The sequence below is a fragment of the Gelidibacter sp. genome (assembly GCF_053579655.1).
The window spans coordinates 74,233-96,748 of sequence record NZ_JBMDWE010000003.1; the positions used below are offsets into that span (position 1 = coordinate 74,233).

The following is a 22,516-nucleotide window of genomic DNA, read 5'->3' on the forward strand; positions in this document are numbered from 1 at the left end:
ATCATCTTGCTACCATATCCATCCGGAGAGCAAATTATGTGTCGTTAATAATTGTTTATTTTGAAAAAAAAAGAAGTTACTGATCGTAAATCAGAAATCCACAATCGTAAATCTTCTAGTCTTTATCTAACTTGTACTTGCTTAAATCCATTCCGAAGCTAAGACCTTTAACACTCACTAGTTCTTCTAGTTCAGTTAATGATTTTTTACCAAAGTTTCTGAATTTCATTAAATCATTTTTGTTGTATGCAACTAAATCTCCTAAAGAATCAACTTCAGCAGCCTTCAAACAGTTAAGCGCACGCACTGAAAGATCTAAATCAACCAATTTGGTTTTCAATAGTTGTCTCATGTGAAGTGACTCTTCATCATAAGTTTCTGTTTGCGCAATTTCGTCAGCTTCTAAAGTGATACGCTCATCAGAGAATAACATGAAGTGGTGGATTAAAATCTTAGCCGCTTCTGTTAACGCATCTTTAGGGTTAATTGAACCGTCAGTGATGATCTCAAAAACAAGTTTTTCGTAGTCTGTTTTTTGTTCAACACGGAAGTTTTCAATTGCGTACTTCACGTTTCTTATTGGCGTATAAATCGAATCTGTAAAGATCGTTCCAATTGGTGCAGATGCTTTTTTATTTTCTTCTGCAGGAACATATCCTCTACCTTTTTCAATGGTCAACTCCATATTGATGCTCACCTTTGGATCTAGATTACAGATGACCAAATCTTTGTTCAGAACTTGAAATCCTGAGATAAATTTTTGGAAATCTCCAGCCGTAATTTGCTCTTGTCCTGAAATAGAAATCGTAACGGTTTCGTTATCAATTTCATCAATTTGACGCTTAAAGTTAATTTGCTTTAAGTTCAAAACTATTTCAGTAACATCTTCAACTACGCCAGCAATTGTAGAAAACTCGTGATCAACACCTTCTATTCTTACAGATGTAATTGCAAACCCTTCCAAAGAAGATAACAAAACTCTTCTTAAAGCATTACCTACTGTCAATCCATAGCCAGGCTCTAAAGGTCTGAATTCAAACTTCCCTTCAAAAGGAGTTGAATCAATCATAATCACTTTGTCGGGCTTTTGAAAATTTAATATTGCCATATTGCGTTTTGTATCAGTTATTATTTAGAGTATAATTCGACGATAAATTGTTCGTTGATATTTTCTGGAATTTGTACTCTAGCTGGAATTGAAACATACGTCCCTTGTTTGGTTTCGTTGTTCCATGTCATCCACTCGTAAACGTTGCTAGAGTTAGACAATGCTGTTGTAATAACATCAAGAGATTTTGATTTCTCTCTGATGGCAACAACGTCGCCAGCTTTTAATTGGTAAGAAGGAATGTTTACGATGTCCCCATTAACAGTAATATGTCTGTGAGAAACTAATTGACGCGCTCCGTTACGTGAAGGCGCTAATCCCAATCTGAAAACCACGTTATCTAAACGAGACTCACATAATTGTAACAATACTTCACCAGTAATTCCTGATGCCGCAGTTGCTTTCTTAAACATGTTTCTGAATTGCTTTTCTAAAATACCATAAGTATATTTAGCTTTCTGCTTCTCCATTAACTGGATTGAGTATTCAGATTTCTTTCCACGACGCTTGTTCGCACCGTGTTGACCTGGAGGATAGTTTCTTTTTTCGAAAGCTTTGTCATCTCCGTAAATAGCTTCGCCGAATTTTCGGGCTATTTTAGTTTTAGGACCAGTATATCTTGCCATTTCTTAATTTGATTTTGAGAGTGTCTATGAATTAAGGTCTTAATCTATCCTTCGATAAACAGTGATCTCCCGTTTTTGATACTTGTTAATAATTTTTTTCAGTTTGCAAATTTACATATAAAAAATCAATATCAACCATTTAAAATGATTGATATTGATTATAAATACGTTATAAATTATACACGTCTACGTTTTGGAGGGCGACATCCGTTATGTGGTAATGGTGTAACGTCAATAATTTCTGTCACTTCAATACCTGCATTGTGGATAGAACGGATAGCAGATTCTCTACCGTTACCTGGTCCTTTAACATAAACTTTTACTTTCTTCAATCCAGCTTCTTTTGCTACACCTGCAGCATCTTCAGCGGCTACTTGAGCAGCATACGGAGTATTCTTTTTAGAACCTCTGAAGCCCATTTTACCAGCTGATGACCAAGAAATCACATCACCTTTTTTGTTTGTTAAAGAAACAATGATGTTGTTGAATGAAGCGGCGATGTGTGCCTCTCCAGTTGCTTCAACAATAACTTTACGTTTTTTAACTTTTGTACTTGACTTTGCCATAATTTTTAGTTTCTAGTTGTTAGCTTTTAGTTGTTAGAATCCTAGACTTTTACATTTCAGACAGATTCATCTAACGCCCTAATGACTAATGACTAATGTCTTGTTATTATTTAGTTACTTTTTTCTTGTTAGCAACAGTTTTTCTTCTACCTTTTCTAGTTCTAGAGTTATTCTTAGTACGTTGTCCTCTTAATGGAAGTCCAACTCTATGACGAATACCTCTGTAACATCCAATATCCATCAAACGTTTGATGTTTAATTGAATTTCTGAACGTAATTCACCCTCAATAGTAAAAGCACCAACAGCTTCACGAATACCACTTATTTCGTCATCTGTCCAATCCTGAACTTTTGTGTTTTCATCAACCTTAGCTTCCGCCAAAATTGCTTTAGCTCTGCTTGCACCTATCCCGTAGATGTAAGTTAAAGAGATTACTCCTCTTTTCTGTTTAGGTATATCTACCCCTGCAATTCTTGCCATAATTATCCTTGTCTTTGTTTGAATCTAGGATTCTTTTTGTTAATGACGTAAAGTCTACCTTTTCTGCGCACTAGTTTACAGTCTGCGCTTCGTTTTTTAACTGATGCTCTTACTTTCATCTGTTTCTATTATTAGTTTTATACTTTAAGATACCACCTTTCGATAGCACCATTATTAGTACCTATAAGTTATGCGAGCCTTAGATAAATCATAAGGGCTCATTTCTAATTTTACTTTGTCCCCTGGTAATAGTTTAATATAGTGCATACGCATTTTACCAGAGATATGCGCTGTTACAATATGTCCATTTTCTAATTCAACACGGAACATAGCATTGGATAATGCTTCTATAATTGATCCGTCTTGTTCTATTGCTGATTGTTTTGCCATCGTTACATTTTTAGTTTTTAGTAGGTAGTTGGTAGTATTTCCTTTTGATAATTTAGAGCCACTAACCTCTAACCACTATCCACTATCTTTCCAATTTAAGCTATTGCTTTTCTATTTTTACCGGTTTTCATTAAACCATCATAATGCTTGTTCAACAAGTATGAATTAATTTGTTGCATCGTATCTATTGCAACACCTACCATAATCAATAATGAAGTACCTCCGAAGAACAAAGCCCAACCTTGCTGAACACCCATCAATTTTACGACAATCGCTGGGAACACAGCAATAAGTGCTAAAAAGATAGAACCTGGAAACGTAATTTGAGACATAATCTTATCAAGATATTCAGAAGTTTCAGTTCCTGGTCTAATACCTGGTATGAAACCACCACTGCGTTTTAAGTCATCAGCCATTTTATTGGTTGGAACGGTAATCGCGGTATAGAAATACGTAAATATGATAATCAATAATGCAAAAACAATATTGTACCAAAGCCCAAATATGTCAGAGAAATTAGATTGCAACCACTGTCCGACAGCGCCTTCACCTAATCCTTTACCAATTAAAGTAGGAACAAACATAATTGCTTGTGCAAAGATAATTGGCATAACACCTGAGGCATTCAACTTTAAAGGTAAAAATTGTCTTGATCCAAATACATTTTTCTCATATCCACCAGAGGCAGTACGACGTGCATATTGAACCGCAATTTTACGAACAGCCATGACCAACATGATAGCTAACAAAATGATTACAAACCAGATTACCAATTCAATCAATACCATCATTAATCCACCGTTTCCACCACCTTCTACTCGAGACGCAAAGTTCTGAACAAATGATGCTGGCAAACGTGCAATGATACCAACCATAATTAATAATGAGATACCGTTACCGATTCCTTTATCTGTAATCTTTTCACCCAACCACATTGCAAAGACACAACCTGTCACCAAGATAATTACCGAAGACACATAGAACATCGTTCCTGTACCCAATAAGAATGCTGAAGAAGGAATACCTAAAGCCGGTAAACTTGCCAAGTATCCTGGTGCTTGCACCAAACAAATAGCAATAGTCAACCAACGTGTGATTTGGGTAATTTTCTTTTGACCGCTAGCACCATCTTTCTGTAATTTTTGAAGGTATGGAATTGCGATCCCCATTAACTGAACCACAATCGACGCCGAAATGTATGGCATGATCCCCAAAGCAAATACCGAAGCATTTGCAAAAGCGCCACCAGTAAATGCATTAAGAAGTCCTAAAATACCTTGATCTGTATTATCAGCCAAAGCACCTAGTTGACTTGCGTCAATACCTGGTAAAACTACCTGAGCACCAAAACGGTAAACTAAAAGAAGACCAAGCGTAAGCATGATTCTATCTTTTAGTTCTGTTATTTTCCAAACATTTTTTAAAGTCTCTATAAATTTCATCCTCTAAATGGTCTTATAAAGTTACAGCTTCGCCTCCTGCAGCTTCAATAGCAGCTTTTGCTGAAGCGGTAAATTTATGAGCAGTTACTTTTAATTTTGATTTCAATTCTCCTCGACCCATGATTTTAACAAGATCATTCTTGCCAACAATACCTAGTTCAAGTAGATTCATCAAATCAACTGTATCTGTGATGATTTTATCATCCACCAATGCTTGTAATTTATCCAAGTTGACACCTTGATATTCTACACGATTGATATTTGTAAATCCAAACTTAGGCACACGTCTTTGAAGTGGCATTTGCCCACCTTCAAATCCAACTTTCTTAGAATAACCTGAACGCGATTTCTGACCTTTGTGACCCTTTGTTGCAGTACCACCTTTACCAGAACCTTGTCCTCTACCTATTCTTTTGCCTTGATTTTTAACTGACCCTTCAGCCGGTTTTAAATTACTTAAATCCATTATTCTGCTGTATTATTTTGTTTCCTCTACAGAAACTAAATGTTGAACTTTATTAATCATTCCAAGGATACTTGGCGTGTCGTCATGCTCAACAACCTGGTTCATTTTATGCAAGCCTAAAGATTCTAATATTCTCTTTTGTCTTAATGTACGGTTGATTGCACTTTTTACTTTTTTTACTTTAATCTTTGCCATTATTCTATTGATTAACCGTTAAATACTTTATCAAGTGAAATCCCTCTATCTCTAGCAACAGTTCCAGCATCTCTTAAGTTTAACAAAGCATCAAAAGTTGCTTTTACAACATTATGAGCGTTTGAAGAACCTTGAGATTTTGATAATACATCATGTACACCAACAGCCTCTAAAACCGTTCTTACAGCACCACCTGCAATAACTCCAGTACCTTCACAAGCTGGAATGATATTTACTCGAGCACCACCAAACTTACCTTTTTGTTCGTGTGGTAATGTCTTTTTAAGGATAGGAATTCTAACTAAGTTTTTCTTAGCGTCTTCAATGGCTTTAGCGATCGCTGTGGCCACATCTTTAGATTTCCCTAAACCATGTCCTACAACTCCTGCCTCGTCTCCAACTACAACAATAGCTGAAAAACCGAATGCTCTACCACCTTTAGTAACTTTAGTAACTCTATTCACACCGATAAGGTGATCTTTAAGGTCCAAACCACTTGGTTTTACTAGCTCTATGTTTTTATATTTTTGATACATAACGTCTTAAAATTTTAGTCCTGCTTCTCTAGCACCTTCTGCTAATGATTTTACTCTTCCGTGATATTGATATCCACCTCTATCAAAAGCAATAGTTTCAACACCAGCTTTCAATGCTTTTTCACCCAATGATTTCCCAACTAAAGTGGCAATATCAGATTTGGTTCCTTTAGCAGAACTAATGTCTTTATCTCTTGAAGATGCAGCACTAATAGTATTACCAGTTACATCGTCTATTATTTGAGCATAAATTTCTTTATTGCTTCTAAATACAGCCAAACGAGGTCTTGCTTCTGTTCCAGAAACAACCTTACGAATTCTGTTTTTAATTCTTAATCTTCTTTGATTTTTTGTCAATGCCATAACTAAACGATTATGCTGATTTACCTGCTTTTCTTCTTAATACTTCTCCTACAAACTTAATCCCTTTACCTTTGTAAGGCTCTGGTTTTCTATAACCACGGATTTTGGCTGCAACTTGTCCAACCAATTGTTTGTCATATGAAGTTAACTTTACGATTGGATTTTTTCCTTTCTCAGAAATGGTTTCCACTGTAACTTCTGGAGCAACCTCCAAAACGATATTGTGAGAAAACCCTAAAGCCAAATCTAATCTTTGTCCTTGGTTTGACGCTCTATAACCTACACCAACCAATTCTAATTGTTTGGTCCAGCCTTGAGAAACGCCTTCTACCATATTTTTCACCAATGATCTGTAAAGACCATGGTTTGTTCTTGCTTCTTTACTATCAGAAGGGCGTGCCACTGACACTTGACCATCTGCAACAGTAATTTCAACGTTTGAAAACTCTTGACTTAGTTCTCCTAACTTACCTTTTACAGTAACTACGTTGTCTTTGACGTCTACTGTAACCCCTTCAGGGATTGCTACTGGATTATTTCCTATTCTTGACATATCTCTCCTTTTTTAGTAAACGTAGCACAATAATTCTCCACCAACCTTTTTCGCTTGCGCTTGCTTACCTGTCATAACTCCGTAAGAAGTAGAAACAATAGCGATTCCAAGTCCGTTAAGGATCCTTGGCATTTCGTTAGAGCCTGCGTATTTACGTAAACCTGGTTTACTTATTCTTTGGATTTTTCTTATAACCGGTTCTTTGGTTTCCTTGTTGTACTTAAGCGCTATTTTGATAGTGCCCTGTACTGTAGAATCATCAAATTTGTAACTTAAAATATATCCTTGGTCGAATAATATTTTAGTAATTTCTTTTTTTAGATTAGATGCAGGAATCTCAACAACTCTATGGTTGGCTTTCACTGCATTTCTAACTCTCGTTAGGTAATCTGCGATTGGATCTGTATTCATTTATATTAAATTGCGGACGTGGTTTTTGGGTTTCCCCCAAACCTATGTCCAGTTATACTCTTTGTTGAGATGCGACGTAGCGCATCTACTACCAGGATGCTTTTCTAACTCCTGGGATCAAGCCTTGGTTTGCCATTTCACGTAGCATCACACGAGAGATTCCAAAAGTACGGATATATCCTCTTGGTCTTCCGGTTAATTTACAACGGTTGTGCAAACGTACAGGTGAAGCGTTTCTTGGTAGTTTTTGTAGCGCTTCGTAATCTCCAGCTTTTTTCAAAGCCTTACGTTTCTCAGCGTACTTATCTACTACTCTTTGTCTTTTCACCTCACGGGCTTTCATTGATTCTTTAGCCATATCTTAATTCTTTTGAAAAGGTAAACCTAATTCTGTTAATAGCGATTTTGCTTCTTTATCTGTAGGAGCCGAAGTCACAAAGGTAATATCCATTCCTGAAATATTGTTGATTTTATCAATATCTATTTCTGGAAAGATAATTTGCTCAGTAACACCTAAGTTATAGTTACCTCTTCCGTCAAAGCCAGTAGCTTTAATACCGTTAAAGTCTCTAACTCGTGGGAGTGCTGCTGTTACCAGACGGTCTAAAAACTCATACATTTGCTCACCGCGCAATGTAACTCTAGCTCCAACTGGCATACCTTTACGTAATTTAAACGATGCGATATCTTTTTTAGATAATGTAGGAACCGCTTTTTGACCAGAAATTTTAGTCAATTCGTCCACTGCATGGTCTACTAATTTTTTATCGGCAACGGCTGCACCTACTCCTTTAGATATTACTATCTTTTGAAGTTTAGGAACTTGCATTACGTTTTTATATCCGAATTCTTCTGTAAGAGCAGAAACTACTTTGTCCTTGTACTCTTGTTTTAATCTTGGAATATAAGCCATAACTAAATTACTTCATTTGATTTTTTAGAAAATCTCACTTTTTTATCGCCTTCCATTCTATATCCAACTCTTGTAGTTTCACCTTTTTTGTTCAAAAGTGAAAGGTTAGAAATATGAATAGGCGCTTCTTTTTCTACAATGCCACCTTGAGGACTTTGTGCACTTGGTTTCGTATGTTTCTTAACCATGTTCACGCCTTCAACGATCACTTTGTTCTTATCTTTTAAGATCTTTACAACTTTACCTTCGGTACCTTTATGGTCTCCAGCAATTACTTGTACGGTATCTCCTGATTTTATTTTAAACTTTGTCATCTTATTAGTCATTAAAGCACTTCAGGTGCCAATGATACAATTTTCATGAATTGCTTGTCACGAAGTTCTCTTGCTACAGGTCCAAAAACACGTGTGCCTCTCATTTCTCCTTGCGGATTTAAAAGTACACAAGCATTATCATCAAATCTGATATAAGATCCGTCAGGACGTCTTACTTCCTTTTTGGTACGAATAACAACAGCCGTTGAAACAGCTCCTTTTTTAATGTTACCGTTAGGCGTTGCATCTTTAACAGAAACAACAATCTTGTCACCTAAAGAAGCATATCTTCTTTTAGTTCCACCTAAAACACGGATAGTCAAAACTTCCTTTGCTCCAGTGTTATCAGCTACTTTTAATCTTGATTCTTGTTGTAACATAATTATTTCGCTCTTTCAATTATTTCTACTAATCTCCAACTTTTCGATTTAGATAAAGGTCTTGTTTCCATGATCTTTACTGTATCTCCAATGTTGCAGTCATTTGTCTCATCGTGCGCAACGTATTTTTTCGTTTTCAACACGAATTTTCCGTACATAGGGTGTTTTACTTTTTTAACTTCGGCAACAACGATGGATTTCATCATTTTGTTACTAGTTACCACTCCTATACGTTCTTTTCTTAAGTTTCTTTTTTCCATCTTTCCGCGGGAATACAAATTATTGTACTTCTCTTTTAGTTAATTCGGTTGCAATTCTTGCCACTGAACGTCTTACGTTGCGCAATTGAATTGGATTTTCTAAAGGAGAAATAGCGTGCGCCATATTCAGGTCAGCATAACTCTTTTTAGTTTCACCTAACTTTTCTTGTAATTCAGCTGTAGAAAGCTGTTTAATTTCTGATTGCTTCATAATATCAATATATTAAGCTCCGTAATCTCTAGCGATTAAGAATTTGGTTTTTACAGGTAATTTTTGAGCTGCCAAACGTAACGCTTCTTTTGCAACGTCCAATGGCACACCACCAACTTCAAACATCACTCTACCTGGCTTAACTATAGCTACCCAATACTCTACAGCACCTTTACCTTTACCCATACGTACTTCAAGAGGTTTCTTGGTGATAGGCTTGTCTGGAAATATTTTGATCCAAAGTTGCCCTTCTCTTTTCATAAAACGTGTAGCTGCAATACGAGCTGCCTCTATTTGACGAGATGTTAAAAACATTCCCGTTTCGTGTACCGATTTTATACCGAACGTTCCATTTGAAAGTTCATGTCCTCTTCCGGCGTTTCCTTTCATGCGGCCTTTATGCTGCTTACGGAATTTTGTCTTTCTAGGTTGTAACATTTTTCTTTTACTTTAAAAATTACTTTCTACGACGGGACTTATTAGCGTTCCCACCTCGTCTTGGTGCTTCAGTTCCTCCTTTGCCACCTTGTTTTTTGGATAAACCAACTAACGGAGAAAGTTCTCTTTTACCATATACTTCACCTTTCATGATCCAAACTTTAACACCCAATCTACCGTAAGTAGTATGTGCCTCAACTAAAGCATAGTCAATATCGGCTCTAAACGTTGATAATGGAATTCTTCCTTCTTTATAGTGCTCAGAACGTGCCATCTCAGCACCGTTCAAACGGCCACTAATTTGAATCTTGATTCCTTCAGCATTCATTCGCATTGTTGCAGCAATTGCCATTTTGATGGCACGTCTGTAAGAAATACGATTCTCGATTTGACGAGCAACGCTAGATGCAACTAAAAACGCATCCAATTCTGGTCTCTTGATCTCAAAGATGTTCAATTGAACTTCCTTATCTGTAATTTTCTTAAGCTCTTCCTTTAACTTGTCTACCTCTTGGCCACCTTTCCCGATAATGATACCAGGTCTTGCAGTAGTGATAGTAACGGTTACAAGTTTAAGCGTACGCTCAATAATTACTCTCGACACACTTGCTTTGGATAAACGAGCGTGAACATATTTTCTAATCTTATCGTCTTCAGCAAGTTTATCTCCATAATCATTGCCACCATACCAGTTAGATTCCCATCCTCTGATAATTCCTAAACGATTTCCGATTGGATTTGTCTTTTGTCCCATATCTCTATTTAAGCTTGTGTGTTATTGTTTGCTCCTATTACCACGGTTACGTGGTTGGAACGTTTTCTAATTCTGTGTGCACGACCTTGAGGTGCTGGACGCAATCTTTTCAACATTGCTCCTCCATCAACTCTGATCTCTTTTACGAATAAGTCAGCATCTTCAATGCTTGCATCTTCGTTTTTTGCTTGCCAGTTGGCAATTGCTGAAAGCACCAACTTCTCTAAACGACGAGATGCTTCTTTAGGACTAAATCTTAAGATATTAAGAGCCATTTCAGCTTTTTGTCCTCTAACCAAATCCGCAACTAAGCGCATTTTTCTTGGCGATGTAGGACAGTTATTAAGCTTTGCAAAAGCGATGTGCTTTCTTTCTTCCTTAATAGCGTCTGCCATTTGTTTTTTACGACTTCCCATAGCTCTACTTATTTTTTACCTTTATTTTTAGCACCCGCGTGACCTCTAAAAGATCGTGTTGGTGAAAACTCTCCTAATTTGTGACCTACCATGTTCTCAGTTACATAAACTGGTACAAATTGACGACCATTGTGAACAGCGATTGTTTGTCCAACAAAATCCGGAGAAATCATAGAGGCTCTAGACCACGTTTTGATTACCGTCTTTTTGTTTGAAGTAACATTCTCTTCAACTTTCTTACTCAATTTATAATGGATGTAAGGTCCTTTTTTTAATGAACGTGCCATATTATCTCAGTTATTTCTTTCTACGTTCTACAATATACTTGTTGCTCGCTTTGGTTTTGCTACGTGTTCTAAACCCTTTAGCTGGAATACCGTTTCTTGATCTTGGATGACCACCTGAAGCTTTACCTTCACCACCACCCATTGGGTGATCGACAGGGTTCATAACCACCGGTCTTACTCTTGGACGTCTTCCCAACCATCTTGATCTACCTGCTTTACCAGATACGATCAATTGATGATCATGGTTAGACACAGCACCAATAGTTGCCATACATTCCACAAGGATCAAACGAGTTTCTCCAGAAGGTAATTTTATCGAAGCAAATTTCCCATCTCTCGCCATTAATTGAGCAAATGCACCAGCACTTCTTGCCATGATTGCTCCTTGTCCAGGACGCAATTCGATACATGAAATGATAGTACCAAGCGGAACATACTTTAAAAGCATTGCGTTTCCAATTTCTGGAGCAATACCTTCAGCGCCAGAAACGACGTTCTGTCCAACTTGTAGTCCTGCTTGAGCAATGATATAACGCTTTTCACCATCTTGATAATTCAAAAGAGCAATAAATGCAGTTCTATTTGGATCGTACTCGATAGACGCAACTTCTGCTGGAACTCCAGTTTTGTTACGTTTGAAATCGATAATACGATACCTTCTTTTATGACCTCCACCAATTTGGCGCATGGTCATCTTTCCTCTGTTGTTTCTACCACCAGATCGCGTGTTCGGAGCGAGTAAACTCTTTTCCGGCTTATCAGTAGTAATGGCGTCAAATCCATTTACTACTCTAAATCGCTGCGCTGATGTGACTGGTTTTAATTTTCTTACTGACATTATTGTCTAATTACATGTTAGTGTATAAATCAATCGATTCACCTTCCGCCAGTTGTACAAGTGCCTTCTTAACAGCATTTGTTTTACCATGTTGAATACCTGTCTTTGTGTGACGGGTTCTTCTATCTGGACGGACATTAATAGTACGAACTTTTTCAACGGAAACGCCATAAGCAGCTTCCACCGCTTTTTTTATTTCAACCTTGTTCGCCTTCGTATTTACTTGGAAGCTATAGCAGTTGTTTAACTCACTATTCATAGTTGCTTTTTCAGTAATAATAGGTTTAATTAAGATGCTCATGTTTCCTTATTTACTTAAATTCGATTCAATTCCTTCTAAAGCACTTTCTAAAAGGACTAATTTGTTTGCATTTAAAATCTTGTAAGTGCTTAATTCTGAGTTCATTATAACGTCAGAGCCCTTTAAATTACGTGAGGACAAATATACATTATTATTTGAAGCACCCAACACAAACAAGGATTTTTTATTCTCAACACCCAACGCTTTCAATACGTTAGTGAAGTTTTTCGTGTTTGGAACATCAAAATTAAAATCTTCCATTACTACGATTGAACCATCATTAGCTTTCATTGATAAGGCTGATCGACGTGCAAGACGTTTTAAACCTTTGTTCAATTTGAAGCTATAGTTTCTTGGTCTTGGACCAAACATACGTCCACCTCCTCTAAATACACCAGACTTGATAGATCCTGCACGTGCAGTACCAGTACCTTTTTGCTTTTTAATCTTACGTGTACTTCCAGAGATTTCAGCTCTTTCTTTAGCCTTATGCGTTCCTTGACGTTGGTTAGCAAGATATTGCTTAACATCTAAGTAAACTGCATGGTTATTAGGCTCGATAGCAAACACCTCTGCAGAAAGTTCAACCTCTCTACCTGTGCTTTTTCCGTTTATATCTACAACTGCTACTTTCATTATTTCTGAATAATTACATAAGAGTTATTATGACCAGGAACACATCCTTTAACCACCAACAAGTTCTTTTCAGGAACTACTTTGTAAACTCTTAAATTTTCAACATTCACTCTTTCGCCGCCCATACGACCTCCCATCTTGATACCTTTGAATATTCTACCAGGATAAGAAGCTGCTCCAACAGAACCCGGTGATCTCAACATACTTTGTTGACCGTGTGTTCTTTCTGAACCAGCGAATCCATGACGTTTTACAACCCCTTGGAATCCTTTCCCTTTAGATGTACCTGTAATGTCCACATATTCACCTTCGATGAAATGATCAACAGTGATGGCATCACCTAATTTGTAACCTTCTTCAAATCCTTGGAACTCGACGACTTTTCTTTTAACAGAAGTACCAGCTTTCTTAGCATGACCTGCTTCAGCTTTGGTGGAACTTTTCTCTGTCTTGTCATCGAAACCAAGTTGAAGAGCACTATACCCGTCAACCTCTTCGGTTCTGACTTGGGTAACGATATTTGGTCCAACTTCGATTACTGTACATGGAATGTTTTTTCCATTTTCGTCAAAGATGCTGGTCATACCGATTTTCTTTCCAATTAACCCAGACATAATAATTATTTGTTATGTTATGGACAACTCGCGATTTGTCCTTGCTTTTTTGTTTAAATGGACAAGTCGCGACTTGTCCCTACGTATTTAAAAATATTCAGGGCCGAAAATACTTCAGCCCTGAATGTATTTTTTACCGTTTTTCCCTCGCACGCAGCTTAGGACATGTTGAGACGCGATGCTTCGCGTCTGTATCGTACAGACGCAATGCATTGCGTCTCTAACTATACTTTAATCTCTACTTCTACACCACTTGGTAACTCCAATTTCATCAAAGCATCAATTGTTTTTGATGAAGAGCTATAGATATCCAAAAGTCTTTTGTAAGAACTTAATTGGAATTGCTCTCTAGCTTTCTTGTTAACGTGTGGAGAACGTAATACAGTGAAAATTTTCTTATGCGTTGGTAATGGAATTGGTCCAGTTACTACAGCTCCAGTGCTTTTTACTGTTTTTACAATCTTGTCAGCAGATTTGTCTACTAAACTGTGATCGTAAGATTTTAGTTTTATTCTAATTTTTTGACTCATTTTCGTAAGATTTAAGCTTCGATGCCTTTAGCTGCTTTAATCACTTCTTCAGATATGTTTGAAGGAGTTTCAGCATAATGTGAAAATTCCATTGTTGATGTTGCACGACCTGATGATAATGTTCTTAATGTTGTAACATATCCAAACATTTCTGATAATGGTACAGTTGCTTTCACAGTTTTTGCTCCAGCTCTATCACCCATATCACTCATCTGACCTCTTCTTCTGTTTAAGTCACCTACAATATCACCCATGTTTTCTTCTGGTGTGATAACTTCAATCTTCATGATAGGCTCCATGATAACCGCTTTCGCAGCTTTAGCAGCATTTCTAAATCCGATTTTTGCAGCCAACTCAAATGATAGTTGATCAGAATCCACGTCGTGGTACGATCCATCAGTTAAAGTCACTTTCATGGAGTCTACTTCGTAGCCTGCCAAAGGACCATTAACCATGGCCAATTTAAATCCTTTTTCAATTGAAGGGATAAATTCTTTAGGAACGTTACCACCTTTAATTGCAGAAATAAATTCTAAACCAGTTTTACCTTCATCTGCTGGCTCCAGTGTAAACTGAATATCAGCAAATTTACCACGTCCACCAGATTGTTTCTTGTAGACTTCTCTGTGTTGTGCGGCTCTTGTGATTGCTTCTTTGTACTCCACTTGTGGCGCACCTTGATTTACTTCAACTTTGAACTCACGACGCAAACGGTCGACAATAATATCCAAGTGAAGCTCACCCATTCCAGAAATAATAGTCTGTCCTGAAGCTTCATCTGTACGTGCTGTAAAGGTTGGATCTTCCTCTGCCAATTTAGACAAAGCCATTCCTAATTTATCAACATCTGCTTTAGTTTTAGGTTCAACCGCGATACCAATTACTGGATCTGGGAAGTCCATAGATTCTAAAACGATAGGATGTTTTTCATCAGACATAGTATCACCAGTCTTGATATCTTTAAATCCTACTGCTGCTCCAATATCTCCTGCTTCGATATAATCTAATGCATTTTGTTTGTTAGAGTGCATTTGGTAGATACGTGAGATACGTTCTTTTTTGCCTGAACGGTTGTTCAAGATATAAGAACCTGCATCTAAACGTCCAGAATACACACGGAAGAATGCTAAACGTCCTACGAAAGGATCGGTAGCAATCTTAAATGCTAAAGCAGCAAAAGGCTCCTTAACATCTGGTCTACGTCTTTCTTCTGCACCTGTATCAGGGTTTGTTCCGATGACACTTTCTCTATCCATTGGAGAAGGTAAGTAACGACAAACAGCATCCAATAAGAATTGAACTCCTTTGTTTTTGAATGATGAACCACATACCATTGGTATGATAGCCATATCCATAACAGCAGCTCTTAATGCAGCGTGTACTTCTTCTTCTGTAATAGAGTCTTCATCTTCCATGAATTTCTCTAATAAGTTTTCGTCGTAACCTGCAACTTCTTCTATTAATAAAGCTCTGTATTCACGAACTTCTTCCTTCATTTCTTCAGGAATAGCAACTACGTCATACGTAGCGCCAAAGTTTTCATCGTGCCATACTACGGCTCTATTTCTTACTAAATCCACAACACCTTTAAAGTCACCTTCATCACCAATTGGCAATACGATTGGCACGGCGTTAGAACCTAACATTTCTTTTACTTGTTTGTTAACTTCTAAAAAGTTAGCACCTTGACGGTCCATTTTATTAACGAAACCAATTCTTGGCACTTTATAGTTATCAGCTAATCTCCAGTTAGTTTCAGATTGTGGCTCAACACCATCCACTGCACTAAACAAGAACACCAACCCATCAAGTACACGTAACGAACGGTTTACCTCTACGGTAAAGTCAACGTGACCTGGAGTGTCAATAATATTAAAGTGATAACTTTGAGCGTCTTCTGTAGGCTCTCCATTTTCTTTAGGAAAAACCCAGTCACAAGTCGTTGCAGCAGAAGTAATGGTAATACCTCTTTCTGCTTCTTGCTCCATCCAGTCCATTGTTGATGACCCTTCGTGAGTTTCACCTAACTTATGGTTTACACCGGTATAAAATAAGATACGTTCTGTAGTTGTTGTTTTTCCAGCATCAATGTGAGCTGCAATTCCTATATTTCTTGTAAGTTTTAAATCTCTTGCCATGGTATATTAGAATCTAAAGTGCGAGAATGCTTTGTTAGCTTCTGCCATTTTATGAGTATCCATACGCTTTTTAACAGCAGCACCTTCTTCTTTAGCCGCAGCTAAGATTTCAGCAGCTAGTTTAGCGGGCATAGATTTCTCATTTCTTTTTCTTGAGTAAGTGATCAACCATTTCATGGCTGTAGATACTTTACGATCTGGACGAATTTGCATTGGGATTTGGAATGTTGCACCTCCAACACGACGGCTACGTACTTCTACGTGAGGCATTACGTTAGATAAAGCATCTTTCCATGTGTCCAAAGCTGATTTCTCTTCGTCAGTTTTCTTTGATTCTACAATGTCAATCGCATCATAGAATACTTTAAAAGCTACGGACTTCTTTCCATCCCACATCATCATGTTCACGAAACGAGTTACTAACTGGTCGTTGAAACGTGGATCTGGTAAAAGCGGTCTCTTTTTTGCTGCTCTTTTTCTCATGTCTTCTTTTTGAGTTTTTTTGTTAATTGCTAATTGTTAATCGTCAAGGTGCTTTGCACTCCTAACTCCTAACTCCTAACTCCTAACTTGTTTTTACTTCTTAGGGCGTTTTGTTCCGTATTTAGATCTACGTTGCGTTCTACCTGTAACACCTGCTGTGTCTAAGGCACCACGGACAATGTGATATCTAACTCCTGGCAAATCTTTTACCCTTCCACCTCTAACCAATACTATCGAGTGCTCTTGTAGGTTGTGACCCTCGCCGCCGATGTATGCGTTAACCTCGTTACCGTTTGTTAAACGAACCCTTGCTACCTTACGCATTGCTGAGTTAGGTTTTTTAGGTGTCGTCGTATAAACACGAGTACACACACCACGTCTTTGTGGACACGAATCTAAAGCAGCCGATTTACTCTTCTTGGTTATTTTGGCTCTTCCTTTTCGTACTAATTGTGAAATTGTTGGCATATATTTCTATATAAAATTGTTTTACTCCTCGCTTTTGAGGGGTGCAAAGATAGAAATAAATTCTTTTTTTTCAAATGTAAAGTGATTAATTTTCAAATCTTTGCTCAAATATTTAACATTGTACAAATTTTTAGATAAATATTTCGGTTAGCTTTGAAGATGTTTAAGTTTCAGATGGCTTTAAAAATATGGGGATTCTTTTTGCTCTTCGGATGCTTATCCGCCTCGGGTATATTTGCCCAATCGCTGCACCTGAAAGCCTTAGGCAGCTCTGCCAACGACACAAAAATTCTTAACACCTTAGATTACCAACACACATTTAACGACTTTAATTCACTTGAATTGGAAACCAAATCCATAGCAGAAATCCTATCCAATTTAGGATATTTGGAAAGCGATTTTTTATCTCTTAATCAAGTAAATGATTCGTCATTTGTGGCAAATTATCGTTTAGGCGAGCAATATACCAAGGCGATAATTCATTATGACTCTGGTTTTAATAGAAATATGTTGAAATTGGTGGCTAATAAGATCACTGACAATTATTTCGAAATTGAAGTTCATAAACTCGAAGTATCTCTTGAAACTTTAAATACCGAAATTTCAAATTCAGGAGATCCATTTGCAACCCTGCAACTTACCAATATCCAAAAAAAGAATGGCATTTTGTACGCCGATTTAAAAGTTGCTCATAAACGGCAAAGAACTATCGACACCATTATTATTAAAGGCTATGAGAAATTTCCAAAATCGTTTGTAAAACGATATCTCAAAATCAAAAGCAAACAGCCTTTCAATTTAAAAACAATCAAAGAAAAAACTGAGGCTTTGGAGAATTTACAATTCGCCTCTCAAATAAAAGATCCAGAAGTCCTATTCACCAAAGATTCCACCCTACTCTACCTTTATCTAGAAAAACAAAAAAGCAACACCTTTGATGGCTTTTTGGGTTTTGGCACGAGCACCGAAACCAGCAAAATAGAATTTGACGGCTACCTCAATCTCAACCTCATCAACAATCTCAATTATGGCGAATCGTTCAGACTGCTCTATAAAAGCGATGAGAGCGAACAAAAAACCTTCGATGTAAAAACGAGACTGCCCTATTTGTTCGGCTCCCCCATTGGCATGCAATTGGGTCTTAATATTTTCAAAAAGGACTCTTCGTTTGTGACCACCTCCCAATTTGCCATGGTGGATTATCAAATTAATCCAAAAAACAGTGTGGCTTTGGGAATTAACGCAAAGGCATCTACCAATTTGCTGGACAAACCTATCTTCACAATTACTGATTTTAAATCTACATTTTTCACCTTAGGTTATAATCACACACAGCAGCAACGCTATGACCAATTGTTTCCCATTAATTTTATGTTTGACATTTCCGCAGGAAAGGGAAAAAGAACTATTAAGAAGGCTGATCAATCACAGACCAAGTTTGAATTGAACACGTTTAAAATTTTCAACCTCAATCTCAGGAACAGTATTTATGGCCATTTGAATGCCGCCATTTTAAATTCGGACAATTTTGTTGAAAACGAGTTATTTCGATTTGGAGGGATCAATTCCATTAGGGGTTTTGAAGAAAACAGCTTGATAGCAAATCTGTATGGTGTGTTCAATACAGAATACCGCTATAAATTGACCAACAGCCTTTATGTCAATTCCATTATTGACTTTGCTTATTATGAAAATCAAATTCTTGAGACAAAAAGCAAGTTGTTCGGATTTGGTTTTGGTTTTGGAATCCTCACTCAAACTGGACTCTTAAAATTGAATTACAGCAATGGCAGCACAGAAAACCAAGCTATTAAGTTATCGAATTCCAAAATTCATATCAATCTGTCTGCAATATTTTAATTGCATTGGCCTATAATTAGATCTCCATAACACATCTCATATTGTTTTGAATTACAGAACCTGCACTTCTGAACACTTGGAATTCCTCTACAAATCACAATTAAGGCTCAAAACACTCAGAATCAAACTTCTCACTCTCATTAAAAACCAATTATCGCTATGTTTTTGATGCTTTTTCAAAATAACCCCATTGAAAAAACCATCCTAAACGCCTGTGAATCAGGGGCTTTATGAATTATATTAAAATTACAAGAAAATAAAATTGCTTTTTTAACTTTTTATTAGGACTTTTATGACAGGCTAATTCAAATTAATTTAATTATGAAAACACTTTTACGTGTAATTCTAACGCTATTTCTAGTGTTAGTCGCTCATACATCGTATGCGCAAGACAAAACAATTTCTGGGACCATATCGGATGGTTCTGGTTTACCTCTTCCGGGAGTTAATATAATTGTAAAGGGAACCTCAACAGGAACCCAATCCGATTTTGATGGTAAATATTCCATTGAAGCTAAAATAGGTGATATTCTCTCCTTCACTTATGTAGGGCTTAAACCTCAAGAAATCACAGTAGGATCATCAAACTTGATCAACGTGACAATGAAGGAAGACGCTGCAATGCTTGATGAGGTTATAATTACCGCACTTGGAGTGAGTCGTGAGAAAAAATCTCTTGGTTATTCCGTTCAGGATTTAGGTGGCGAGGAAATAAACAAAACAAAACCAACCAATGCGCTCAGCTCACTATCTGGGAAAGTTGCTGGCGTTTCTGTTTCCACTCCAACTGGAGGTTTGGGTGGTTCCACACGAATCTTACTTCGGGGCGCAAGCTCTGTGACAGGTGAAAACAGACCGCTTATTGTTGTTGACGGTATTCCTTTGGACAATAGTAATTACAACTCCACCGATGCACAAAACGGTCGTGGAGGTCGCGATTACGGTGATGCCTCTTTTGACATCAACCCTAGCGACGTTGAGAATGTAAGCGTTCTTAAAGGTGGAGCTGCCGCTGCACTTTATGGCTCTAGAGGCTCAAACGGAGTTATTCTTATTACCACCAAATCAGGTAAAAAAGGTAAATCTGAAGTTACTGTAAATTCAGGGATGACTTTTGATCATGTTAGTATATTGCCTAAAGTCCAAAAATTATATGGAGGTGGCGCTGGTAATCCAGATACATTCGAACAATCTGTTTTTGATACCGCTATCATCAACGGTGTTGAATATAACATTGTAGATTATGGCACAGATGAATCATGGGGGCCTATTTACGACCCTAACAAACTTGTATTGCACTGGGACAATTTAGATCCTTCATATCCAGAAGACTATTTAAAGCCTCGTCCATGGATCTATCCTAAGAATGATAAAAATGATTTCTTTAATACTGGAGTCACGTTAAATACAGGAGTTGCTTTTACACAAGGTAGTGAGAATTCGAATTTGAGATTTTCTCTAAACAATTCGCAACAAGAAGGTATCGTACCAAATACAAAACTAGACAGAACTTCAGTGAACATGAATGGAATGTCACAACTTACAGATAAGTTAAAAGTAAATGGTACCGTTAATTTGACAATCACAGACGGTTTTAATAGACCGGCCACAGGATATACTGGCGAGGGTGTTATTCAACAATTGTATCAATTTGGTCAAACCCAATTGGATTATGAACGTTTGAAAAAATATTTGAGACCTGATGGGACTCAAAGATCCTGGAATATTGTTGGCGTGGATAATCGTGAGCCATTGTATTCGGACAATCCGTATTGGACGCTTAATGAGAATATCTCAACAGATAAGAGAACACGGTGGTACGGTAATTTCGGCACACAATATAATTTCACCGATAATCTTTATGCCGTAGCCAATTTATATATTGATACCTATAGTTTGCGTATTACTAATAGAAGAGCAATTGGCTCAGTAGATCAATCTTTCTATTCAAATGCAGATAGAACCTTTCAAGAAATAAACTACGAAGGTAGATTACATTTTGACGACAACTTTTTAAATAATAAATTGACCTTTAATGCTTTTGTCGGTCTCAATAGAAGAGATAATCAAACGCACAGAGTTAGTGCAGAAACACAAGGTGGTTTGGCAACTCCAGGAATTTACTCGCTGAACAATTCGAGCGATCCTTTACTGGTTACTCAGTTTGACTCCAACAAAAGAATAAACAGTGTTTTTGGTTCTGCCTCATTTGGATATGATGGACTACTATATATTTCCGGGACTTTTAGAAATGACTGGTCTTCAACTTTACCTGCAGGAAATAACTCCTATTTTTATCCTTCGATTAATGGAAGTTTTGTATTCAGCCAACTTATTGATGCCAGCTGGTTGAGCTTCGGAAAACTTCGCGGTGGTTATGCTCGTGTTGGTAGTGATACTGATCCTTATCAATTAAAAAACACCTTTACATCCCGCCCTCCGTTTGGACCGAATGGCTCACTCATTCAGTATGAAAATGACGAGGTTAAACGAAATCCAAACTTAACGCCTGAGTTCACTAACACTAGTGAGATTGGACTTGAAATGGCATTCTTTAACAGACGATTAGGATTTGATTTTACTTATTATGACCAAATAACTTCAGAACTAATTACCTCTGTTCAATTAGACCCAGCGACAGGCTTTAACTCCGTTTTTACGAACGGTGGAAAACTTTCAAACAAAGGTATTGAGGCTTTAGTAAACATTACGCCAATTACCAATGATAACTTTAGCTGGGACTTTACCTTTAATTTTGCGAAAAACAAAAATAAATTATTAGAGCTTATACCAGGAGTGAATTCTTTGAGATTGGCAACGTATCCGTTTAATGGTGTTACATTAAATGCTGTTGTTGGTGAAGCTTATGGACAAATTAGAGGTACTAACTACGTTTTCGATTCCCAAGGAAATAAAGTCGTGGGTGCAAACGGAAGTTATCTCGAAACCAGGAATGTTGAAAATCTTGGTTCCGTACTACCTGACTATAATATGGGCTTTAGAAACTCATTTACCTACAAAGGAATCAATTTGGGTGTGTTGGTAGATGTCCAAAAAGGTGGTGTCTATCGTTCTTTAACTAATCTTTGGGGGCATTATTCAGGTATATTGGAAGAAACTGCAGCAAACAATATTCGGGTTGATGGCGTCGTAAACCAAGGTGTGACAGGTGATGTAACTTATAATGCCGACGGTACATATACAGTAACCAATACAGCTCCAAACACACAGGCAATTCCAGCTCAAGCTTGGGGCACAGATTTCTATTTCGGTAATGATGCACAAAATATCTTTGATGCGAGTTACGTAAAACTTCGTGAAGTTACTTTAAGCTACACTTTACCTAAAAAAGTCATGAATGACTTCGTCGCGGTTACCCTTTCTTTATTTGGAAGAAACTTGGCGACCTGGGGATTAGACAATAATAATTTTGATCCTGAATCTACAACTGGGGGCAGTGGTAACATACAAGGTTCAGAAGGTGGTGCATTGCCATCTACTCGCTCAATAGGATTTAACGTAGAATTAAAATTTTAAA

The 22,516-nt window shown here is 37.3% G+C and carries 33 protein-coding genes; 2 read left to right on the forward strand and 31 right to left on the reverse strand.

The features are described from left to right. Positions 1 to 115: 115 nt before the first annotated feature. The 31 genes from ACOH2D_RS02555 to rpsL all read right to left on the reverse strand — a co-directional run bounded on the left by ACOH2D_RS02555 (position 116) and on the right by rpsL (position 17,118). Positions 116 to 1,108, reverse strand: a complete 993-nt coding sequence (locus ACOH2D_RS02555) for a DNA-directed RNA polymerase subunit alpha (RefSeq protein ID WP_348038422.1) — start codon at positions 1,106 to 1,108, stop codon at positions 116 to 118. Positions 1,109 to 1,128: 20 nt separating this feature from the next. After that, positions 1,129 to 1,734, reverse strand: a complete 606-nt coding sequence (gene rpsD / locus ACOH2D_RS02560; protein WP_449534286.1) for a 30S ribosomal protein S4 — start codon at positions 1,732 to 1,734, stop codon at positions 1,129 to 1,131. 176 nt (positions 1,735 to 1,910) lie between these two features. Then, entirely contained in the window at positions 1,911 to 2,300 is a 390-nt protein-coding gene (gene rpsK / locus ACOH2D_RS02565) for a 30S ribosomal protein S11 (protein ID WP_348038426.1), read from the reverse strand. Positions 2,301 to 2,406: 106 nt separating this feature from the next. Then, the gene (rpsM, locus tag ACOH2D_RS02570) at positions 2,407 to 2,781 is read right to left on the reverse strand and encodes a 30S ribosomal protein S13 (RefSeq protein ID WP_348038428.1); all 375 of its coding nucleotides are present in this window, start codon (positions 2,779 to 2,781) and stop codon (positions 2,407 to 2,409) included. Positions 2,782 to 2,783: 2 nt separating this feature from the next. Then, positions 2,784 to 2,900, reverse strand: coding sequence for a type B 50S ribosomal protein L36 (ykgO, locus tag ACOH2D_RS02575; protein ID WP_008269159.1), 117 nt, complete (start codon positions 2,898 to 2,900; stop codon positions 2,784 to 2,786). Positions 2,901 to 2,955: 55 nt separating this feature from the next. Then, a complete protein-coding gene (gene infA, locus ACOH2D_RS02580) occupies positions 2,956 to 3,171 on the reverse strand; it encodes a translation initiation factor IF-1 (protein WP_169933369.1) in 216 nt (71 codons plus the stop codon). Positions 3,172 to 3,266: 95 nt separating this feature from the next. Then, on the reverse strand, positions 3,267 to 4,613 hold the full coding sequence (secY, locus tag ACOH2D_RS02585) for a preprotein translocase subunit SecY (RefSeq protein WP_449534287.1): 1,347 nt from the start codon (positions 4,611 to 4,613) through the stop codon (positions 3,267 to 3,269). A gap of 13 nt (positions 4,614 to 4,626) precedes the next feature. Continuing rightward, positions 4,627 to 5,079, reverse strand: coding sequence for a 50S ribosomal protein L15 (gene rplO / locus ACOH2D_RS02590; protein WP_348038433.1), 453 nt, complete (start codon positions 5,077 to 5,079; stop codon positions 4,627 to 4,629). Between the two features lie 12 nt (positions 5,080 to 5,091). Beyond that, positions 5,092 to 5,274 carry a 50S ribosomal protein L30 gene (rpmD, locus tag ACOH2D_RS02595; RefSeq protein WP_325578262.1) on the reverse strand — a complete coding sequence of 61 codons (183 nt, stop codon included), beginning with the start codon at positions 5,272 to 5,274 and terminating at the stop codon, positions 5,092 to 5,094. Positions 5,275 to 5,285: 11 nt separating this feature from the next. Beyond that, on the reverse strand, positions 5,286 to 5,810 hold the full coding sequence (gene rpsE, locus ACOH2D_RS02600; protein WP_348038435.1) for a 30S ribosomal protein S5: 525 nt from the start codon (positions 5,808 to 5,810) through the stop codon (positions 5,286 to 5,288). Between the two features lie 6 nt (positions 5,811 to 5,816). Further along, complete coding sequence (gene rplR / locus ACOH2D_RS02605; protein WP_348038437.1) at positions 5,817 to 6,173, reverse strand: 50S ribosomal protein L18; 357 nt, start codon at positions 6,171 to 6,173, stop codon at positions 5,817 to 5,819. 10 nt (positions 6,174 to 6,183) lie between these two features. After that, positions 6,184 to 6,726 (reverse strand): 50S ribosomal protein L6, encoded by a 543-nt coding sequence (rplF, locus tag ACOH2D_RS02610; protein ID WP_449534288.1) that lies wholly within the window; start codon positions 6,724 to 6,726, stop codon positions 6,184 to 6,186. 12 nt (positions 6,727 to 6,738) lie between these two features. Beyond that, positions 6,739 to 7,137, reverse strand: coding sequence for a 30S ribosomal protein S8 (gene rpsH / locus ACOH2D_RS02615; RefSeq protein ID WP_348038441.1), 399 nt, complete (start codon positions 7,135 to 7,137; stop codon positions 6,739 to 6,741). Positions 7,138 to 7,225: 88 nt separating this feature from the next. Beyond that, a complete protein-coding gene (gene rpsN, locus ACOH2D_RS02620; protein WP_348038443.1) occupies positions 7,226 to 7,495 on the reverse strand; it encodes a 30S ribosomal protein S14 in 270 nt (89 codons plus the stop codon). 3 nt (positions 7,496 to 7,498) lie between these two features. After that, positions 7,499 to 8,050 carry a 50S ribosomal protein L5 gene (rplE, locus tag ACOH2D_RS02625; protein WP_348038445.1) on the reverse strand — a complete coding sequence of 184 codons (552 nt, stop codon included), beginning with the start codon at positions 8,048 to 8,050 and terminating at the stop codon, positions 7,499 to 7,501. 2 nt (positions 8,051 to 8,052) lie between these two features. Further along, the gene (gene rplX, locus ACOH2D_RS02630) at positions 8,053 to 8,364 is read right to left on the reverse strand and encodes a 50S ribosomal protein L24 (RefSeq protein WP_348038447.1); all 312 of its coding nucleotides are present in this window, start codon (positions 8,362 to 8,364) and stop codon (positions 8,053 to 8,055) included. An 11-nt stretch (positions 8,365 to 8,375) separates the two neighbouring features. Next, on the reverse strand, positions 8,376 to 8,744 hold the full coding sequence (gene rplN / locus ACOH2D_RS02635) for a 50S ribosomal protein L14 (protein WP_348038449.1): 369 nt from the start codon (positions 8,742 to 8,744) through the stop codon (positions 8,376 to 8,378). A gap of 2 nt (positions 8,745 to 8,746) precedes the next feature. Further along, complete coding sequence (gene rpsQ, locus ACOH2D_RS02640) at positions 8,747 to 9,004, reverse strand: 30S ribosomal protein S17 (protein ID WP_027126040.1); 258 nt, start codon at positions 9,002 to 9,004, stop codon at positions 8,747 to 8,749. A 19-nt stretch (positions 9,005 to 9,023) separates the two neighbouring features. Next, positions 9,024 to 9,215, reverse strand: coding sequence for a 50S ribosomal protein L29 (rpmC, locus tag ACOH2D_RS02645; RefSeq protein ID WP_299397421.1), 192 nt, complete (start codon positions 9,213 to 9,215; stop codon positions 9,024 to 9,026). A 12-nt stretch (positions 9,216 to 9,227) separates the two neighbouring features. Then, positions 9,228 to 9,653 carry a 50S ribosomal protein L16 gene (gene rplP / locus ACOH2D_RS02650; protein ID WP_348038452.1) on the reverse strand — a complete coding sequence of 142 codons (426 nt, stop codon included), beginning with the start codon at positions 9,651 to 9,653 and terminating at the stop codon, positions 9,228 to 9,230. Between the two features lie 19 nt (positions 9,654 to 9,672). Then, positions 9,673 to 10,407, reverse strand: a complete 735-nt coding sequence (rpsC, locus tag ACOH2D_RS02655; protein ID WP_348038454.1) for a 30S ribosomal protein S3 — start codon at positions 10,405 to 10,407, stop codon at positions 9,673 to 9,675. Positions 10,408 to 10,415: 8 nt separating this feature from the next. Next, positions 10,416 to 10,823: a 50S ribosomal protein L22 gene (gene rplV, locus ACOH2D_RS02660; RefSeq protein ID WP_449534289.1), complete on the reverse strand. Its 408-nt coding sequence runs from the start codon at positions 10,821 to 10,823 to the stop codon at positions 10,416 to 10,418. Positions 10,824 to 10,831: 8 nt separating this feature from the next. Beyond that, the gene (rpsS, locus tag ACOH2D_RS02665) at positions 10,832 to 11,110 is read right to left on the reverse strand and encodes a 30S ribosomal protein S19 (protein WP_129018485.1); all 279 of its coding nucleotides are present in this window, start codon (positions 11,108 to 11,110) and stop codon (positions 10,832 to 10,834) included. A gap of 10 nt (positions 11,111 to 11,120) precedes the next feature. Next, on the reverse strand, positions 11,121 to 11,948 hold the full coding sequence (rplB, locus tag ACOH2D_RS02670; protein ID WP_348038459.1) for a 50S ribosomal protein L2: 828 nt from the start codon (positions 11,946 to 11,948) through the stop codon (positions 11,121 to 11,123). A gap of 10 nt (positions 11,949 to 11,958) precedes the next feature. Then, a complete protein-coding gene (gene rplW, locus ACOH2D_RS02675) occupies positions 11,959 to 12,249 on the reverse strand; it encodes a 50S ribosomal protein L23 (protein WP_027126033.1) in 291 nt (96 codons plus the stop codon). A gap of 6 nt (positions 12,250 to 12,255) precedes the next feature. Next, positions 12,256 to 12,885: a 50S ribosomal protein L4 gene (gene rplD, locus ACOH2D_RS02680; protein ID WP_348038461.1), complete on the reverse strand. Its 630-nt coding sequence runs from the start codon at positions 12,883 to 12,885 to the stop codon at positions 12,256 to 12,258. Then, positions 12,885 to 13,499, reverse strand: a complete 615-nt coding sequence (rplC, locus tag ACOH2D_RS02685; RefSeq protein WP_348038463.1) for a 50S ribosomal protein L3 — start codon at positions 13,497 to 13,499, stop codon at positions 12,885 to 12,887. Before rplC ends, rplD begins: the two co-directional genes overlap by 1 nt. A gap of 224 nt (positions 13,500 to 13,723) precedes the next feature. Further along, entirely contained in the window at positions 13,724 to 14,029 is a 306-nt protein-coding gene (gene rpsJ, locus ACOH2D_RS02690) for a 30S ribosomal protein S10 (RefSeq protein ID WP_129018480.1), read from the reverse strand. Between the two features lie 11 nt (positions 14,030 to 14,040). Continuing rightward, positions 14,041 to 16,167, reverse strand: coding sequence for an elongation factor G (fusA, locus tag ACOH2D_RS02695; protein ID WP_348038465.1), 2,127 nt, complete (start codon positions 16,165 to 16,167; stop codon positions 14,041 to 14,043). 6 nt (positions 16,168 to 16,173) lie between these two features. Next, positions 16,174 to 16,650 (reverse strand): 30S ribosomal protein S7, encoded by a 477-nt coding sequence (rpsG, locus tag ACOH2D_RS02700; protein WP_348038467.1) that lies wholly within the window; start codon positions 16,648 to 16,650, stop codon positions 16,174 to 16,176. Positions 16,651 to 16,743: 93 nt separating this feature from the next. Next, positions 16,744 to 17,118: a 30S ribosomal protein S12 gene (rpsL, locus tag ACOH2D_RS02705; RefSeq protein WP_325449940.1), complete on the reverse strand. Its 375-nt coding sequence runs from the start codon at positions 17,116 to 17,118 to the stop codon at positions 16,744 to 16,746. A gap of 174 nt (positions 17,119 to 17,292) precedes the next feature. Between rpsL and ACOH2D_RS02710 the strand changes: the two genes are divergently transcribed. Both ACOH2D_RS02710 and ACOH2D_RS02715 read left to right on the forward strand, forming a co-directional pair. Further along, positions 17,293 to 18,978 carry a ShlB/FhaC/HecB family hemolysin secretion/activation protein gene (locus ACOH2D_RS02710; RefSeq protein ID WP_449534290.1) on the forward strand — a complete coding sequence of 562 codons (1,686 nt, stop codon included), beginning with the start codon at positions 17,293 to 17,295 and terminating at the stop codon, positions 18,976 to 18,978. Positions 18,979 to 19,299: 321 nt separating this feature from the next. After that, positions 19,300 to 22,515 carry a SusC/RagA family TonB-linked outer membrane protein gene (locus ACOH2D_RS02715; RefSeq protein WP_348038472.1) on the forward strand — a complete coding sequence of 1,072 codons (3,216 nt, stop codon included), beginning with the start codon at positions 19,300 to 19,302 and terminating at the stop codon, positions 22,513 to 22,515. Position 22,516 lies beyond the last annotated feature (1 nt).